General features: G+C 40.7%; 13 protein-coding genes. 9 read left to right on the forward strand and 4 right to left on the reverse strand.

Translation table 11 applies throughout. From position 1 onward, the window contains the following. Nucleotides 1-26: 26 nt before the first annotated feature. A complete protein-coding gene (locus AB6T38_RS10510; RefSeq protein WP_372547277.1) occupies nucleotides 27-797 on the reverse strand; it encodes an RNA polymerase sigma factor in 771 nt (256 codons plus the stop codon). Nucleotides 798-1506: 709 nt separating this feature from the next. On the opposite strand from AB6T38_RS10510, the gene AB6T38_RS10515 reads away from it, so the two are divergent. Continuing rightward, nucleotides 1507-2433 (forward strand): diguanylate cyclase domain-containing protein, encoded by a 927-nt coding sequence (locus AB6T38_RS10515; protein WP_372547278.1) that lies wholly within the window; start codon nucleotides 1507-1509, stop codon nucleotides 2431-2433. A gap of 134 nt (nucleotides 2434-2567) precedes the next feature. Further along, complete coding sequence (locus AB6T38_RS10520) at nucleotides 2568-6065, forward strand: ATP-binding protein (protein ID WP_372547279.1); 3498 nt, start codon at nucleotides 2568-2570, stop codon at nucleotides 6063-6065. A gap of 112 nt (nucleotides 6066-6177) precedes the next feature. On the opposite strand, the gene gorA is transcribed toward AB6T38_RS10520, so the two are convergent. Continuing rightward, the gene (gene gorA / locus AB6T38_RS10525; protein ID WP_372547280.1) at nucleotides 6178-7524 is read right to left on the reverse strand and encodes a glutathione-disulfide reductase; all 1347 of its coding nucleotides are present in this window, start codon (nucleotides 7522-7524) and stop codon (nucleotides 6178-6180) included. Nucleotides 7525-7711: 187 nt separating this feature from the next. Here gorA and prlC point away from each other — a divergent pair, with 187 nt between their 5' ends. The 7 genes from prlC to AB6T38_RS10560 all read left to right on the forward strand — a co-directional run bounded on the left by prlC (nucleotide 7712) and on the right by AB6T38_RS10560 (nucleotide 15502). Then, nucleotides 7712-9766 (forward strand): oligopeptidase A, encoded by a 2055-nt coding sequence (gene prlC / locus AB6T38_RS10530; protein WP_372547281.1) that lies wholly within the window; start codon nucleotides 7712-7714, stop codon nucleotides 9764-9766. Nucleotides 9767-9791: 25 nt separating this feature from the next. Continuing rightward, a complete protein-coding gene (locus AB6T38_RS10535) occupies nucleotides 9792-10493 on the forward strand; it encodes a DNA-3-methyladenine glycosylase I (protein ID WP_372547282.1) in 702 nt (233 codons plus the stop codon). Between the two features lie 74 nt (nucleotides 10494-10567). Continuing rightward, nucleotides 10568-11410, forward strand: a complete 843-nt coding sequence (ubiE, locus tag AB6T38_RS10540; protein WP_372547283.1) for a bifunctional demethylmenaquinone methyltransferase/2-methoxy-6-polyprenyl-1,4-benzoquinol methylase UbiE — start codon at nucleotides 10568-10570, stop codon at nucleotides 11408-11410. Then, the gene (locus tag AB6T38_RS10545; protein WP_372547284.1) at nucleotides 11410-12051 is read left to right on the forward strand and encodes an SCP2 domain-containing protein; all 642 of its coding nucleotides are present in this window, start codon (nucleotides 11410-11412) and stop codon (nucleotides 12049-12051) included. Before ubiE ends, AB6T38_RS10545 begins: the two co-directional genes overlap by 1 nt. Nucleotides 12052-12055: 4 nt before the next feature. Continuing rightward, nucleotides 12056-13681, forward strand: a complete 1626-nt coding sequence (gene ubiB, locus AB6T38_RS10550; RefSeq protein WP_372547285.1) for a ubiquinone biosynthesis regulatory protein kinase UbiB — start codon at nucleotides 12056-12058, stop codon at nucleotides 13679-13681. Nucleotides 13682-13833: 152 nt separating this feature from the next. Further along, the gene (locus AB6T38_RS10555; protein WP_372547286.1) at nucleotides 13834-14469 is read left to right on the forward strand and encodes a TetR/AcrR family transcriptional regulator; all 636 of its coding nucleotides are present in this window, start codon (nucleotides 13834-13836) and stop codon (nucleotides 14467-14469) included. Between the two features lie 55 nt (nucleotides 14470-14524). Continuing rightward, nucleotides 14525-15502, forward strand: coding sequence for an MDR family oxidoreductase (locus AB6T38_RS10560; RefSeq protein ID WP_372547287.1), 978 nt, complete (start codon nucleotides 14525-14527; stop codon nucleotides 15500-15502). Nucleotides 15503-15624: 122 nt separating this feature from the next. On the opposite strand, the gene AB6T38_RS10565 is transcribed toward AB6T38_RS10560, so the two are convergent. Further along, nucleotides 15625-16587, reverse strand: coding sequence for a glutathione S-transferase family protein (locus tag AB6T38_RS10565; RefSeq protein ID WP_372547288.1), 963 nt, complete (start codon nucleotides 16585-16587; stop codon nucleotides 15625-15627). A gap of 90 nt (nucleotides 16588-16677) precedes the next feature. Beyond that, nucleotides 16678-17595 (reverse strand): hypothetical protein, encoded by a 918-nt coding sequence (locus AB6T38_RS10570; RefSeq protein ID WP_372547289.1) that lies wholly within the window; start codon nucleotides 17593-17595, stop codon nucleotides 16678-16680. Nucleotides 17596-17668 lie beyond the last annotated feature (73 nt).

Genomic DNA, 17668 nt, shown 5'->3' on the forward strand with positions numbered 1-17668 from the left:
ATTTGTTTAGTTGCCAACTGGCCGAATTAATCTTCCTTGTTGGTCTTAATGATTAAGTGTTGTGGGCTTACAATTTCTCTCACCTTCGTGAGAAATAAATTATTAATAGAAGGTGGATTAAGGAATGAAGGTTCAAGTGCAGATGTGTCAAGTGCAGGAGTGTGCTCAGAAACTGAAAACTGAAGTGCTAGACCAAGAGCTAATAATGAGATCAAATTGTTTTTGTCTAAATCGATATCTAATTTATGTTGAACAACATGCTTCAACCTAGTGCGCGCTCTAAATAATACCCTGTCAAAGTGTTCGGGACTCAAATCGAACTCGTCGCAAATTACTTTTTTAGTTTGCCCGTATACGAAATATCGATACAAAATATCTCGGTCTCGTGGAGCGGGTAATTCTTTAATTACCTGTCGCACAATTTGTACTAGTTTTTCAGAATGTAGGGAATTGACTAAGGATTGTGAGGTGTCAGGGTATTCAACGTCGATGACGTCAGAAGCTTCGGTTTTCCGGCGAGACTCTTTGCGGAAGTGAGCAATCAACAAGTTAATTCCAGTCTGACGAATATAAGCGCCTATGGACGAACGATTTTCGATTTTACCGTTGCGAATGTTATCGATAACAATAAGAAAAGTATCTTGGGAGATATCATTGGCCAACTCAACATCATCAGATTGCTTTTTCAAAATAAAAAAAAGACTCTTCCAATATTTATCAACCAATTGCTGTTCTGCTCGAGTTTCGCCAGAGGCAATTCTGTCCACCAGATACTCAGACGTAATCATCTCAAACATGTACTCCTACTGCTGACAGAACAATCGAATTATTGATCTACTATCGATTGATTGAGAGCGCAGACCAGGATGCTAAAACTTAGAGGAATTTTAAACCCGATGCAACCGCTTCACAGACGATATTAGAAATTTTTTACCAAATTTTGTTATGTTTCCCCCAGTTTGATTAATTAACAATCACCGAAGCTTGGGTAACTCATTTGCCCATTAATTTTACGTTGGTCTGTTTTTTAACCTTTGTTAAAGATGGTAGAATAGTAAAACCGTTAACAGTGCTACTTCGCCTTTGTTTTACCCATTAAAAATTTTTATCACAAAACTACGACTTTGATTCGCTTTTTAGTGATATAAATTCAGGTTCATCGTTCTATTTTCGCCACAATGCCTGATGTGAGTGCTCCCTTTGGAAGGAACAATTTATTTGCCATTTTGAGTAATCTTACCAAGTGTTAATAAAAGCTTCCGGTAAAAGATAAAAAACAGCTTATAAATTATCAAAAATCAAAGGATTCTTAGCTGATTTTTGATATTCTTTTGCGGTCAAAATCCTTTACAGTAAAATCATGATGATGTGCGTTAACTCATTCGCTCAGAGGTGATGTATGGAAACACTCTCAGAAGTGTTGTTTTGATTTTTATGGGCTATAAAATTCACCTGTTAATACACACAAAAATCGCATTAATTTAGTAACTCAAAAGGTAAAAGTAGTTGATTGGGAAACATTATGTTCAGCAAGGTACCTTGCAAGAAGGACTCGTTTTAATTGTCGATGACGAACCGATTAATGCAATGGTTATCGCTGACTTGTTATCAAATCTATATCGAATAAAAGTTGTGCATTCTGGCGAGGACGCTTTAGCGTTTTGTCGAGAGCAAACGCCAGATTTAATTTTATTAGATGTGATGATGCCCGGTATATCGGGGCTGGAAACATGTCGTGCAATTAAACGTAATCAGAACCTTCAACATGTTCCGGTGATTTTCATTACTTCAGTTAAAAGTCAAAATGATGAAAATAAATGTTGGGAAGCGGGGGGAGTCGACTTTGTTAGCAAACCAGTCAATGGAATTACTCTTTTAAACCGTGTGAAAGCGCATTTAACATTAAAGATGCAGTCTGATTTTTTAAGAACGTTGTCATTTACTGATGGTCTGACTGGATTATATAACAGACATTTGCTTGACGAAGTGCTGACTAAGTCTATTCTCCAGTCTAACCGGACTAAGTCGCCATTGTCCTTGCTTATGCTAGATATTGATTGGTTTAAACGTTTTAACGATAGTTATGGACATATCAACGGAGACCAATGTCTGATAGCAGTGAGCAAAGTATTAAAAGATGTTTTGCATAGACCAATCGATATGACATTCCGGTACGGCGGAGAGGAGTTTTTGTGTCTTTTGCCTGATACAGATAACTTTGGCGCGCAACATATAGCTGAAACAATCTTGCAAAAAGTCGCAGATTTGAAGATTCCACACGAATCTTCACCCTTTGGTGTAGTGAGTTTAAGTATAGGTATATATAGCTCCAGCACTTACGAGGAATGTTCTAAAGCCAACGAAATTATCCGAATTGCCGATAAATCTCTTTATTTAGCCAAACAAAAAGGTCGTAATCAATTCGTCTATTAAATTGCTTAGTTTTCGCTAAACAACTAAAGTTTAAAAAGTTAGTGAATATTTTGAGTTGTAAATTTTAAATTCGCTTAATTTTTGTTCATTCTATAATTTAGATATTGAATAGCAGTTTTTCAATGGAGTGATTGATGCCATCTAAATCCAGCGCGTCCAAACGAAAGCTTTGGCATGATAAGAAAAACTTGTTCTTACCTACTTTTTTTCTGTTTATAGCAATTATCGCAATTGCTATTGTTATTTTTGAAAGTCAAATCAATAACAAAGTCTTACGTTCGGTTGAAGAAAACCAACGTCTAACAAATATTCGAATTGATACCCAAATTCAACAATCTTTGTCTAAATATCGCAACGACTTACGCTTCTTGTTTGGTACACCACCTATTAAGGGGGTTGCGAATACTATTGGCCAAGATAGTCAGTTTGATGAATCGACGTATGAACAGTGGAAACAAAGATTAGAAACAATATTTGTCGCTTTTGTTGAAAATAACTCAGAGTACGAACAAATGCGTGTTATCGGTATCGATAAGGAGGGCAAAGAATTGGTGCGAGTTGAACGGACCGGCGGCGGGATAAAGGTTGTTAGCAATGCTTATTTACAACAAAAAGGCGATAGAGACTATTATGAGCAGAGCATCAAGTTATCCGCGGGGCAAATTTATCTCTCGGAAATCTCATTGAATCGGGAGTTTGGCAGAATCGAATTTCCTTATCGTCCAATGCTTAGGTTATCAATACCACTTTTTAATAATCAAATGGAGCGTTTGGGTTTTTTAATTCTGAATATCAATGCTAGTGAATTACTCTATTCGATACAGGCCCTTGTTGACCAACCTAACCAGCTAGCATTGACCGACAGTAACGGCTTTTTTCTGGCTCACCCAGACCAAGAGTTGATGTACAGCAAAGATCTGAATCCAAACGCAACTTGGGATAGTTTTTATAATGAAAAATTAGATTTAGACAGTGAAACCGATGTTTCTTCCTTACAGTATTTCAGCAACGGTAGCTTTTACTCCTCTGCCAAAAAAGTGATTGTTAGTGGTGATTTTAAAGACGGCTTTTTGGTGTCTCATATTTTGACTCCAGAGTCGGTGGTTAATGCTTTGGCGATGGATAGACGCACTAATGTTTACACTATTCTCTTCATTGTACTTGTTGTTCTGGCTGTTGTTTTGGCTGCTTTCCAACGCGGGTTAAATAAGAGTCAAGAGTTAGCTGAAGCTCGTGCGGAATCGGATGCAATTGTTAATGGCTCAGAAGATGCTATTTTTGGCTTAACGGTGGACGGTCGAATATCGAGCTGGAACCGCGCGGCGAAGACCTTATTCGGGTTAGATTTTGCAAGAGTACAAGGTCAATCTATTGATCAGCTATCATTATTCTCAAATTTGAATTTTGTTGAACTCATAAACAAGTTAGCCTCAGGTATGGTTCAAAAACCATTGGAAACGAGTTTGCGGCATGATGACAATATTAAATTATTAGTATCATTATCTGTCATTCTAAAAGAGGGTTTCGGGTTTAGTGGTGTTGCGGTGATTATTCGGGATGTTACTAGCTTACGAAAAGTCGACGAAAAAATTCGCAAAGCCCATGCTGAACTAGAGATCAAAGTTGCTCAGCGGACTCAACAATTGGAAAAAGCGAGCAATGTTAAAAGCGCATTTATTTCTAATATAAGTCATGAAATGCGGACTCCTTTGAATGGCATTATTGGCACATTAAACCTTATCAAAAAAGAGCCCCTTAGTGAGCAGCAATTGCAGTACCTTGAAATGACAGAAGTCAGTGTGAATTCTCTTGCGGTGCTGATCAACGATATTTTAGATTTATCAAAAATAGAGGCAGGAAAATTAGACCTCGATTTTAAAGCGTTTAATCCGAGTAAATTAATTGAAAGTTTATGCGGAAGTATGGCTGTTAAAGCCCAAGAGAAAGGGCTTGAGTTTATACTTGATAGTATTGATATAGAGTGCGAATCAATTGTGAGTGATCCCCATCGTTACGCTCAAATTCTTACCAATATTTTAAACAATGCAATTAAGTTTACTACCCAAGGACATATACTCGTAAAAGCTAAGTCGGAACAGGTTGAAGGCGCTCTCTGTATTCTACATTGTTCAGTATCTGATACCGGGATTGGCATTGCCGAAGAAAATAAGAAGCGCTTATTTAGCGCATTTTCTCAGGAAGATAGCGCAATAGCTTCAAAATATGGCGGAACAGGCTTAGGGTTATCAATCTGCAAACAGTTGAGTCATTTGCTTAATGGGCAAGTAACTTTCGAATCAGAAAAGGGAAAAGGAAGTACTTTTTCCTTCACAGTGCAAATTCCTAATGCCAAAGTGACATATAAAGCGCCAGAAAAGCATCTCAGTGGTAAGCGTGTTTCAATATTGGTAGAAAACCCCCAACTGCATCAAACTTTGTGTAACTTAGTGGATAAATTAGGCGCAACAGTCCTACCAGATAATGAACTTAATAGTTACTTAGAATCTAAGGCTGAATTACCCGAAGAGTTACCAGATATCTTAATTGTTGACCAAGTTGATCCTAGAGCGCAATTACTTGAACATCGTTGGGAAGCTATTAAAGAACAAAGTCATCATACTGAAAAAGTGCTTATGTTGTTTAACACCGCTGATGCCAAAACGATGTTTAAGCGTTTGAAGCCTATTTACCTATCCAAACCCGTTTCTGTTTCTGAATTTTTATTAAAGTACATGGATAAGAAACACCAGCAATTAGGCGGCCGTGGAGAGCAGCAAAGAAATAAGATGTTAAATCTAGATGTCTATTCAGATAGCAAATTGACCGGTGCTAGAGTGTTGGTCGTCGATGATAATGAAATAAATGTCGAAGTTGCTGTCGGTATTTTAAAGCCGACTACCGTTGAAATTGTCCGTGCTGCTAATGGCCAAGAAGCAATAGAAAAACTGCAAGCTTCAGGTATCAATGGGAAAGTCATTCACTGTGTGCTAATGGATTGTCAAATGCCTATCATGAATGGCTACGAAGCAACGGCTCAAATTCGAAACGGTGAAGCCGGAGAAGCGTATCGACAAATACCGATTATCGCTATGACAGCAAATGCCATGCTAGGTGAAAGGCAAAAGTGTTTAGATGCAGGTATGAATGATTACGTGACTAAGCCTATTTCCGCTGAAAAGTTAATAAGTAAACTTACCAGTTGGGTGCTATCGGTGTTTAAACCAATTGTAAATGTCATCGATAGCGGCGAAGAGAATAGATCCCTTGTAGAATCAACGTCCTCTAACTGTGAAACCTGGGATAAAGGTGGTGCACTAACTCGGTTAATGAATAATCAAACTTTGCTGAATAAAATATGCAAAATCTTCCTAGAAAGCTCAATTGCAAAAATTCAAAACCTGCGAGAATGCGTTGAACATGGCAATGCAGAAGAAACAACTAAATTAAGTCATTCCCTAAAAGGGGTGAGCGGTGATCTTGGAGCCATGAAGCTACATCAAATATTCGGCAATATAGAGCTTGAAGCCCTAAAAGGAAATTTTACGGCTATGGATAGTTTGTTGCCTAAGATGGAGCAGGAATATGAGATTCTCATTGATGCTATAAAAACGCATTTAAAAGAGAGTGGCTAGTTTCGATTGTTACTATTTAGGGTAATAGTTTCAGAAAGAACTGCTAACTTTGGTTAAAGTGTGTGCCAAAGCTAGCAGTTGAGTAAGATCTTAAACTGCTAAACTGGACGAATTACATAGTGACGTATTCTTCGCCAGAAGTGGGGTGAATAGCAACACAGGCATCAAAATCTGCTTTAGTGGCCCCCATTTTCATGGCTACGCCAAATCCTTGCAGTATTTCATCCATGCCAGCCCCTATGCCATGTAGGCCAACGACTTTTTCTTCCTCACCTGCACAGACTAATTTCATGCGTGTCATTTGACGATGTTTAGTGACGGCGGTGTACATTGCGGCAAACCCAGAGGTATAAACCTTGATATTGTCTTCGCCATATTCTTTTTTCGCTTCGTCTTCACTCAAACCTATAGTGCCAATTGGCGGGTGACTGAATACCACGGTAGGGATCAACGAGTAATCCATCTGCGCATTGGTTTGCCCATTGAATAAGCGTTCAGACAATAAACGTCCCGATTTCACTGCAACCGGAGTGAGTTCAACATAACCAATGTTATCACCTACAGCATAAATGCCATCTACGTTGGTGTTTTGGAATTTGTCGACTTTAATGTAGCCACGGTCGGTAAGTTGAACACCGGTGTTTTCAACGCCAATTTTATCATTAGCAGGTTCACGCCCGATGGCCCAAACAACACAATCGGTATCAATTTTTGTACCGTTTTCAAATTCAATGGTTAATGAACCATCGGCATTTTTGAGCACTTGAGTGGGGGTTGCATGGGTGTGCAGTGTAGGGCCATCTTGGGCCATTAGCTCCACTAAGGTTTCTGATAACATGCTATCAAAATTACGCAAAGGAGCATGTTTACGCACGGCTAAATCAGTTTTTGTCCCCAAAGCATGCATAACTCCAGCAAGTTCGACGGCAATATACCCTGCGCCAATCACAACCGCGCGTTTAGGCTGTTCGTTTAATTCAAAAAAGCCGTTCGAATCAATGCCAAATTCAGCTCCAGGAATGTTAGGTATGGTTGGACGACCTCCGGTAGCAATTAGAATGTGGTCTGCTGTATATTGCTTGCCATTCACTTCAACGGTATTTTTGTCGACAAAAGTGGCAAAGCCTGAAATTAAGGTCACGCCATTTTTTTCAAAACCGCTGCTATAACTACCGTGGATGCGTTTTATATAAGCTTCTCTACTGGCGACTAAGGTTTTCCAATCAAACTTATTGATGGTGACATCAAATCCGTAATCTGGTGCGTATAAGTTAATGGCCTCAGCCACATGCGCACCAAACCACATCACTTTTTTAGGGACACAACCCACATTAACGCAAGTACCGCCAACGGCAGTTGCTTCAATTATTGCTACTTTCTTGCCATATCTTGCTGCGCGGTTAGCTGAAGCAATACCACCACTGCCTCCGCCGATACATATATAATCAAAATCTGCCATGTTTTATCCTGGAGTTAATTGTTTTCATAAGGTTATTGTAGATGAACAAAAAGTACAAAGCCTGTGGATACAAATTTCAAACAAAAAGTTCATGAAGGGAATAAAAAACTTTGTCTATCTCTTGTAATTGCCGTTATGAGGCCTCACCTACACAGTTCCAGCCCTTAAAATATTATTGGATACAGTTATGAATCAAGTCGCCGCTCATCATTCTCAATCAGATATAACGTCTTTGCCACTATTTACGCAAATTAAAACGGCTGAAATTAAAGACTCAATCGAAGAAGCGATTACAAACTGTAAAAACACTATTAATAGGGTGTTAGAGCAAGAGACCGTTAGTTGGCAGAATGTCATTCAACCAATTGACGAAATCGATGATCTTTTAAGTAAGCTTTGGTCACCAGTTTCACATATGAACTCTGTTGTGAGCAATGATGAACTGCGTGAAGCCCATGATGCATGTTTGCCACTATTGTCTGCTTATGGCACTTGGGTGGGTCAACATAAAGGCCTTTATGATGCTTATATTCAAATCAAACAATCTGCAGAATTCGCAACGCTGACGGAAGCCCAGCAAAAAGTCATCGACAACGGTATCCGTGACTTCACCTTGTCAGGTGTTGCTTTGGAAGACAGTAAAAAGCAGCGATACGGTGAAATTAAAAGCCGACTTTCGGATTTATCCTCTACATTCAGTAATAACGTAATGGATGCCACCTTAGCATGGCAAAAGCATATTACCGACAAGTCTGAGTTAGCAGGGTTGCCTGACTCCGCCTTAGATGCGGCGCAGCAGTTGGCCCAAAGCAAAGAATTAGATGGCTGGTTGTTTACTTTAGATATTCCCAGTTATTTACCAGTTATGACTTACGCAGACAATCGTTCTTTACGTGAAGAAATGTATCGCACCTACACCACCCGTGCCTCAGAATTAGGTCCCAATGGAGGGGAGTTCGATAATACTAAGATAATTGAAGAAACCTTAGCCCTACGTCATGAGCTGGCTAACCTTATGGGTTTCAAAAACTACGCTGAACGTTCCTTAGCTACTAAAATGGCGGAGTCTACTGCGCAGGTAACTGGATTTTTAGAAGACTTGGCAAAACGCTCAAAACCCCAAGCCCAAGAAGATTTGCAGGACGTCACCGAGTTCGCAAAATCTCAGCATCAAATGAGCGAACTGAAGGCATGGGATTTGGCCTATTACAGTGAAAAACTAAAACAACAAGAATATTCCATTTCAGATGAACAGTTGCGCCCTTACTTTCCAGAAAAGCAGGTGCTTTCTGGGCTTTTTGAAGTGGTTAACCGTTTATACAAATTAGATATTGTGCAGCGTGAAAATGTTGATGTGTGGCACAAAGACGTAAAATACTACGATATTGTTGATAGTAACGGTGAACTGCGTGGCAGTTTCTATTTAGATCTGTATGCGCGACCTCGCAAACGCGGCGGCGCTTGGATGGATGAGTGTCAGGTTCGCAGAACCCAAGTGGACGGACAATTACAGTATCCAGTGGCCTATCTTACCTGTAACTTTAATGGACCTGTGGGCGACAAACCTGCGTTGTTTACCCATGATGAAGTGATAACCCTGTTCCATGAATTTGGTCACGGTATTCACCATATGTTGACTAAGGTGGATGTGGCCGGTGTTTCCGGTATCAATGGGGTGCCTTGGGACGCGGTGGAATTACCGAGTCAATTTTTAGAAAATTGGTGCTGGCAACCTGAAGCGTTAGCGTTTATCTCTGGCCATTATGAAACAGGCGAAGCTCTGCCTAAAGATTTGCTAGATAAAATGTTAGCAGCCCGTAATTTCCAATCCGCCATGCAGATGATGCGTCAGTTGGAATTTAGTTTGTTCGACTTCACCTTACATGAGCAATATCAACAAGAAAATCCGGTTAACGTACAAGGCTTTATTGAGAAAGTCCGCGAAAAAGTGTCGGTACTCAAAGCGCCAGAGTTCAATCGCTTTCAAAATAGTTTTGGGCATATTTTCGCGGGTGGATACGCCGCTGGTTATTACAGTTACAAATGGGCTGAAGTGCTCAGTTCAGATGCCTTTAGTCGTTTTGAAGAAGAAGGCATTTTCAATCCTCAAGTGGGCTCAGACTTTTTGCATAATGTACTGGAAATGGGCGGAAGCAAAGAGCCTATGGCGTTATTTGTGGCGTTTCGCGGAAGAGAACCAGAGGTTGATGCATTATTACGTCACTCGGGCATTGCCGCTTAACCAATTGAAATTAAGGTAAATAACTTTGGCAACTTTAGAGACCTTTGAGCACTTGTATCAGCGCGCTTGTGAGCGTAAAGGTGGTCCTAAAAATTTAGCCCTTTTGTTGTCAAAGCCACTGCCTCCTAACAAGCTTAAAGAGATTGGTGATGATCGTTTTTTAGCGGAGTTCAGTAAAAAGGTTTTTCAATCGGGTTTTGTGTGGCGAGTGGTACGTAATAAGTGGCCTAAGTTCGAGCAGGCTTTTTTCAATTTTGAAATTGAAAAAGTGATTTTAATGCCAGACGAAATGCTTGAAAAAAAAGCACAAGATCCGAGTATCATTCGTAACTACAACAAAGTGAAAACGATTCGCGAAAATGCATTGATGATCCAAGCCGTTCAACAAGAAAAGGGCAGTTTTGCTGACTTTGTAGCCCAGTGGCCAAATCACGATATTATTGGTTTGTGGGCGTACCTCAAAAAGCATGGTGCTCGTTTAGGTGGGAATACGGGCCCCTACGCATTACGGGCTATAGGCAAAGATACTTTTATCCTTAGCCAAGATGTGGTGGCTTATTTCACTCAGCGAGACCTAATAAGCGGTTCAGCAACATCTAAACGCAGCTTAACCGCCATACAACAAGCATTTAATGATTTTCATCAACAAAGCAATCTGTCAATGCAGGAAATCAGTCAAATTATTTCGTATAGTGTTGGGGACAATCACGTTCAAGTTGAATACTGATTCTAACGTCAGCTTTAATAGTCATGCTTGAAGATTTTCGGTAAACTGATGAGATTAGTTTAAAAGGAAATACCATGAGCAATAGCCAAGTACCCGAGTCTGAAATTAAAACCAAGGACGCAGATAATTCGAACCTATCTCCCTCTCCGCAGGATTCAATAGGTACTCAAGAAGACGATTCCCAAACTCACTTTGGTTTTAAACAAGTTGATAAGACTGACAAAGCCTCTATGGTGGCGGATGTTTTCCATTCGGTCGCTGCAAAATATGACATTATGAACGACATGATGTCCATGGGGATCCATCGCTTATGGAAACGCTTCACTATTGATTGCAGTGGAGTACGCGCTGGGCATAAGGTCTTAGATTTAGCTGGTGGCACAGGTGATTTAGCTGCTAAGTTTTCTAAAATTGTAGGTCAAAACGGTCAGGTCGTATTAGCCGATATCAACAATGCCATGTTAAAAGTCGGCCGCGACAAGCTGCGTAACAAAGGTGTGGTTGGCAATTTGGACTATGTTCAAGCCAATGCTGAAATGTTGCCTTTTCCAGATAATTATTTTGACGTCATTACCATTGCTTTTGGACTGCGTAATGTCACCGATAAAGATAAAGCCTTAGGGTCAATGTATCGTGTTCTAAAGCCTGGTGGTCGGCTATTAGTGTTAGAGTTTTCTAAACCACAAAGTGACATGTTAAGTAAAGCCTATGATTTATATTCCTTCCATTTACTGCCTAAAATGGGGAAATTGGTGGCTAATGATAGTGAGAGTTATCAATACTTGGCTGAGTCAATCAGAATGCATCCAGATCAAGAAACCTTGAAAGGTATGATGGAGTCTGTGGGCTTTGAACAAACCACCTATCACAATTTGACTGGGGGCATAGTTGCGCTGCATAGAGGATTCAAATTTTAATGCCAGCAGCCCAACTCGTGTCATCTGGTATTGAAGGTATTATTAATCAATTACTAAAACTTGATGCCAGTTCAGCTTTGGCCCTGAAAAAGCTCGCGGGGAAACAGCTCAGCGTTGATATCCATGAGTTACCCTGGACTTTAAAGTTTAGTTTTTCTGATCAAGTAGATGTGTTGGTGGTGATGCCTGATGAAGCCCTGCAAAGTGATTGTCATTTGGCGTTATCCTTGTCTACATTACAGAAACTAAAAGACACCAGCCAGATCACCCGTTTAATTCAAAGTGGTGAACTTGTGCTTGAAGGTGATGTAGCCATTGCTCAACAGTTTAGTCAGCTAATCACTGAATTAGATATTGATTGGGAAGAACAGCTATCGAAATACACTGGGGATATGCTTGCCCATAACACTTTCAGGTTAGGCAAAAAGCTCATCCATAATGTGAAAACACAGGCGAATCGTTTAGCTGTCACTTTAGCGGATGCGGCCATTGAAGAAAAACGTATTGTCGCGCCGCCGATTTTAGTCGTCGATTTTTGTGATCAGGTAGATGAACTGCGCAGTGCCACAGATCGTCTTGATGCAAAGATAAGTCGGTTAGAAAGTCAATCTCGCACCTCATCCAACAAGCAGAGCAGTTAAATCAATGCGTACCCTTCGCCTATACAAAATTAATAAAGTGTTATTGCAACATGGCCTGGATGAGCTAATTCCTGACCATTGGCTGCCCTGGTATGCCAAATTGGGCCGGGCTTGTCAGTTTTGGTTACGCAATCAACATCCTGATAAATCCGTAGGGGAGAGAATCAGACTAGCCTTACAAACTTTGGGCCCCGTTTTTATTAAATTTGGTCAAATGCTGTCTACTCGCAGAGATTTATTGCCTGCAGATATTGCCGATGAATTGGCAATCTTGCAGGATAAAGTCGAGCCTTTCGACAGTGAAGTAGCCGTTGATATTATCAAGCAGGCCTTAAATATCACTGAATTGGACGAGCTGTTTGCCACATTTGAAATCACGCCATTGGCCTCTGCGTCTATTGCGCAGGTTCACAGTGCCGTATTAAAAAGTAATCAAAAAGAAGTTATTGTTAAGGTGATTCGCCCAGATATTGCTGGGACAATTTATGCTGATATTGAATTGATGCAGTCCTTGGCATTTGCAGTGCAGAAGTTATTACCTGATGGTAAACGACTTAGACCTGTTGAAGTGGTTGATGAGTATCGAAAAACCATTGTTGAAGAACTTGATTTAGCCAGAGAAGCGGCCAATGGGATCCAGTTAAAACGCAACTTTGAAGGCGCTGAATCACTTTATATTCCAGAAATATACAGTGACTATTGCTCTACCAACGTGATGGTTATGGAGCGTATCTATGGCATTCCAATTTCCAATATCCAAGCGTTAGAAGCACAAAATACCAATATGAAACTGCTCGCTGAACGGGGCGTAGAAGTTTTCTTTACCCAAGTATTTCGGGATAGCTTTTTCCATGCCGACATGCATCCAGGCAATATTTTTGTGTCAAAAATGCATCCAGACAACCCTCAATATATCGCCATAGATTTTGGTATTGTGGGCACTTTAAATAGAGATGATAAGCGTTATTTAGCAGAGAACTTTATTGCTTTTTTCAATCGCGATTATCGCAAAGTCGCGGAATTGCACGTGGACTCTGGCTGGGTACCTGCTGATACTGATATTGAAGCCTTTGAGGTCTCTATTCGTACCGTTTGTGAGCCCATTTTCCAAAAGCCATTGGCGGAGATTTCCTTCAGCAATGTGTTATTGCAGCTATTTAATACCGCCAGACGTTTTAATATGGTGGTGCAGCCTCAATTGGTTCTGTTGCAAAAAACCTTACTCTATGTGGAGGGGCTTGGGCGCATGCTTTATCCCCAGTTAGATCTATGGCAGACCGCAAAGCCGTTTTTGGAGCAGTGGATGAAAGAGCAGATTGGCGTTGTGGCGATGCTGAAAAAAATCAATGCGAATTTACCTTTCTGGTCAGAAAAGCTGCCTGAAATTCCCGACTTAATCTATGATAGTTTGAAACAAGTCAAGCAGTTGCCGGCGCTCCAACAAAAGCACTTTGAACAGCAACAATTGCAACAACGTAGAGCGCAGAAAAACCTGTTCTATGTTCTTACTGGCTCCACTTTACTGATTCTGGCGGCTATTTTTCCTCTTTACGTTAGCAGTTATATCCCCAGTATTGTTTTAACCGGAGGTGGTGTGGGAGCATGGTTGTATGCGTGGTTTAGACACTAATATCTCTTTGCCCTAAGGGTATTCGCAAACGCAAAACAAAACATCAAAACGCCCATAAAGCTTGTTATAAAATCAATCCACAATTTTAGTCATTTCGGGTTCATGTTATATTTAATTTGCATTTTACTAGACGATCGGTCTATTATATCCCCATGAACACAATAAAACTACAAAAACCTAGGCGGGGTAGGCCACCAAAAGTCGCTCGTGATAATCAGGATACACGGGCAGAGCTTATCCGCAGTGGTTTAGAACTTTTAACCGAACAAGGATTCTTCGCTTCTGGTATTGATAAAATACTCAAAAAAGTGGGTGTGCCTAAAGGTTCTTTTTATCATTATTTTGCCAGTAAAGAGGCGTTTGGCCGTGCAGTAATAGAAAGTTACGCCAGTTATTTTGCTAACAAGTTAGACGCTCATCTGCTTAATACTGACTTCGAGCCTATTCAACGAATTTGTCATTTTGTTGCAGATGCTAAAGCGGGCATGCAAAAACATCAGTTTAAGCGAGGTTGTTTGGTTGGCAATCTAGGGCAAGAAGTGGATGTGCTACCAGAAAGTTATCGAGGCTTGTTACTCGAAATCTTTATGGCTTGGCAAGCTCGAATCGAAGCTTGTTTACGTGAGGCGCAACAGCACAAGTTAATTTCACAAAGTGCAAACTGTGCGCTTTTAGCTGAGTTCTTTTGGCTAGGATGGGAAGGTGCAGTGAGTCGTGCTAGATTGGTTCAAGACGCTCAACCCCTAGACCACTTTTTATCACAATTTATCGAAGGATTACCAAGATAGTAGTTTGGTTTTATTTTAACTATTTATAGACGACCGGTCTATATTCGGAGGAAATATGTTTCAAGGTATATTAATTAACAAAGACGACAACGGCTATCACGTTGAATTAAAAGAGTTGGATGACAGCATTCTGCCAGAGGGTGATGTGACTATTAAAGTGACTCACAGCACCTTAAACTACAAAGATGGTTTAGCTATCACTGGCAAGAGCCCAGTTGTTAGAAAATTTCCCATGGTACCAGGAATTGATTTAGCCGGTATCGTTGAGCATTCGGAAACTGACAAATTCAAAGTGGGCGATAAAGTCTTGCTCAATGGTTTTGGTGTGGGTGAAGTTCACTGTGGAGGATTAGCGCAAAAAGCCCGTCTCAAAAGTGAGTGGCTAATACCTTTGCCTGAAGCCTTTACCGAAAGCCAAGCTATGGCCATAGGTACTGCTGGTTATACTGCCATGCTGTGTGTTATTGCTCTTGAAAAAAATGGTGTCACACCAGACAAAGGTGCAGTCTTGGTAACCGGTGCTAACGGCGGTGTGGGAAGTTTTTCCATTAGCCTATTAGCTAAATTAGGTTATCAGGTTGTTGCATCAACAGGTCGTCCAGAACAAGCTGAATATTTGAAAAAGCTGGGTGCCAGCGAGATCATTGACCGTGCAACACTATCTGAGGCCGGTCGTCCCCTTGGCAAAGAACAGTGGGCAGGAGCCGTTGATTCAGTGGGAAGCCACACATTGGCAAATATTTGCGCGGGTCTTAAATACGGTGGAACAGTCGCAGCCTGTGGTTTAGCTCAAGGAATGGACTTCCCAGCTTCAGTAGCGCCTTTTATCCTTCGGGGTATTACTCTAGCGGGGATTGATAGTGTAATGCGTCCTCTAGCAGATCGTATTGAAGCTTGGCAACGTCTAGGCGAGCTGCTTGAACCCTCAACTCTAGATGATATTGCGAATAATATTACCTTGAGTGAGGTGGTAACCACCGCAGAGGAGTTGCTTAAAGGCAATGTTCGCGGAAGAGTGGTAGTGACTTTATAGTTGTTAGCATTGTAATTACTGCTGCGCGCCAATGATGGTTTGTTAGAGCCATATTCGCGGCACTTTCAGCCTTATCCCCAGTACGAGTTAATTTACTTGTACTGGGGGATTATTACCGGGATTTAAAGCAATAAATGGCGATTATGGGGTTCCCATAAGTCCATCACTGGTCCGGCGGGGATAATCTGCGTCGGATTGTATTGGGTATGGCTAAAATAGTAGTGTCGTTTAATATGCACAAAATTGACGGTGTCAGCCACTTTAGGGTACTGATATAGCTCTCGCAAATAACCAGATAGATGCGGGTAGTCAGCTATACGGCGGATATTGCATTTAAAATGCCCCACGTAAACGGCATCGAATCTTATTAGGGTAGTAAACAACCGCCAATCTGCTTCGGTAATTTGCTGACCTACCAAATAGCGTTGTTTAGTGAGTCTTTGTTCCAGCCAATCTAGGGTTTCAAACAAAGGGATCACTGCGTCCTCGTAGGCCATTTGATTCGTTGCAAAACCCGCTTTATACACCCCATTGTTTATGTTGTTGTAGACACGATCATTTATTTCATCAATCTCTTCGCGCAAATCCTGAGGGTAGTAATCTGTATGATTATTGGTAAGCGAATTAAACTGAGAGTTGAAAATTCGTATGATTTCAGCAGATTCGTTATTTACAATGGAGTTGGTCTTTTTATCCCACAGCACAGGAATGGTTACACGACTAGTAATATCCTTCTGAGCCTTCGTATAGACTTGATGCATAAAATCGAAATTGAATAGCTTGTCTCCAGTGGCATCTGGAAACTCAGAAAACTCCCAACCATTTTCCAACATATCCGGAGCGACAACGGAAACATCGATATGTGATTCTAAATCTTTTAACTTCCTGAAAATAAGGGCTCGGTGTGCCCAAGGACACGCAAGAGCAACGTATAAATGGTAACGTCCTGATTCAGGCGTGTATTTTGCGTCGGGTTGAGTCGATATTTGTGCTCTAAACTTGGAGGCTTGTCTTTCAAACTTTCCTCCACTTGATTCTGTGTCATACCACTTATCAACCCATTTTCCATCTACTAACAATCCCATATATCCTCCTTTTTTATTGATGACAATATGACTGCTAAGATTTGCTACGGCTGAAAAGCACTAATAGCCACATTGATGCATAAATTGTGTTCAGCGCTCGCCAAAATATCCTTCAATACGCAAAGCAAGACCATAGGATGCGGAAAAATGCTCATCGCGACGCCATAAAATGAAAGGTTCAACTTCGTAGAATAACCAATTTCTTTTGGTTTGTTTACGTAATTTCACACTGACTAAATGTTCTTCAAGACGGTAGTTTGGTTGCGTTATCCCTTCAATATAATAACCATAGATGACAGCACTTGTATCATCAATTTGTTTAAACCCTTGCCAACTATGCTGCCATAACCAATCGTTGCTTCTGTCTCTATATTCAAAGCGGTTGTGATACCTCAGTAACAAGTGTTTAGAGTAGTCGTAGTCGAAGGTCAGGCTTAGGGATGTACCAAATTTGTCTCTGTTATAATAGTAAACTGAAGCGTCGTAGCGCATCTCCAATGAGTTGCTTAAGCTTAATGCATCTCGGTATCTTGATTTGGCGTAATATTGAAACCTACGACCGAAGCCAATTCTATGAGATAGGCCACTGTCGGGGGATACTTTATAACGTAATGCCAAATTGATACTGTCTTCCCGACTAAATTGACTGTTTCTACTACTCCCAATTTTATCGTCTTGGTCTTCATCAAAGTCGGTCAGGATCAAATCGACCCGGTTTTTTAGATTTGGAAGCTTAACTCTTACCTTCAAACGCGCTTCAAATTCTTCTAAACTTCTTGATCTGGGTTCAATTCCAAGGCGCAGGCGGACTTCTCCAAGTGCTTTTTGATCTTCTTGGAGGTTTTCATTGGCAAAAAAGTTGTCAAACCATTGAGCGGTATCTAAAACAGACTCAGAAATATTTTTATGCATAGAGTCAAGCCACACAGCTTGTTCCTCTTGGGCTGACACGGTTTTACTAAAATGCAAAGTTAGAAAAAATAATGCAACAATTCTAAAATTAGGCAAACTTACTGCTCCAAATAGGGTCTATAAATCATGCTCTTTTTTTATCTATGTATCAAATCCAGTGACGTTTCAA

It is taken from the genome of Aliiglaciecola sp. SL4, from assembly GCF_041538045.1.
Lineage (GTDB): Bacteria > Pseudomonadota > Gammaproteobacteria > Enterobacterales > Alteromonadaceae > Aliiglaciecola.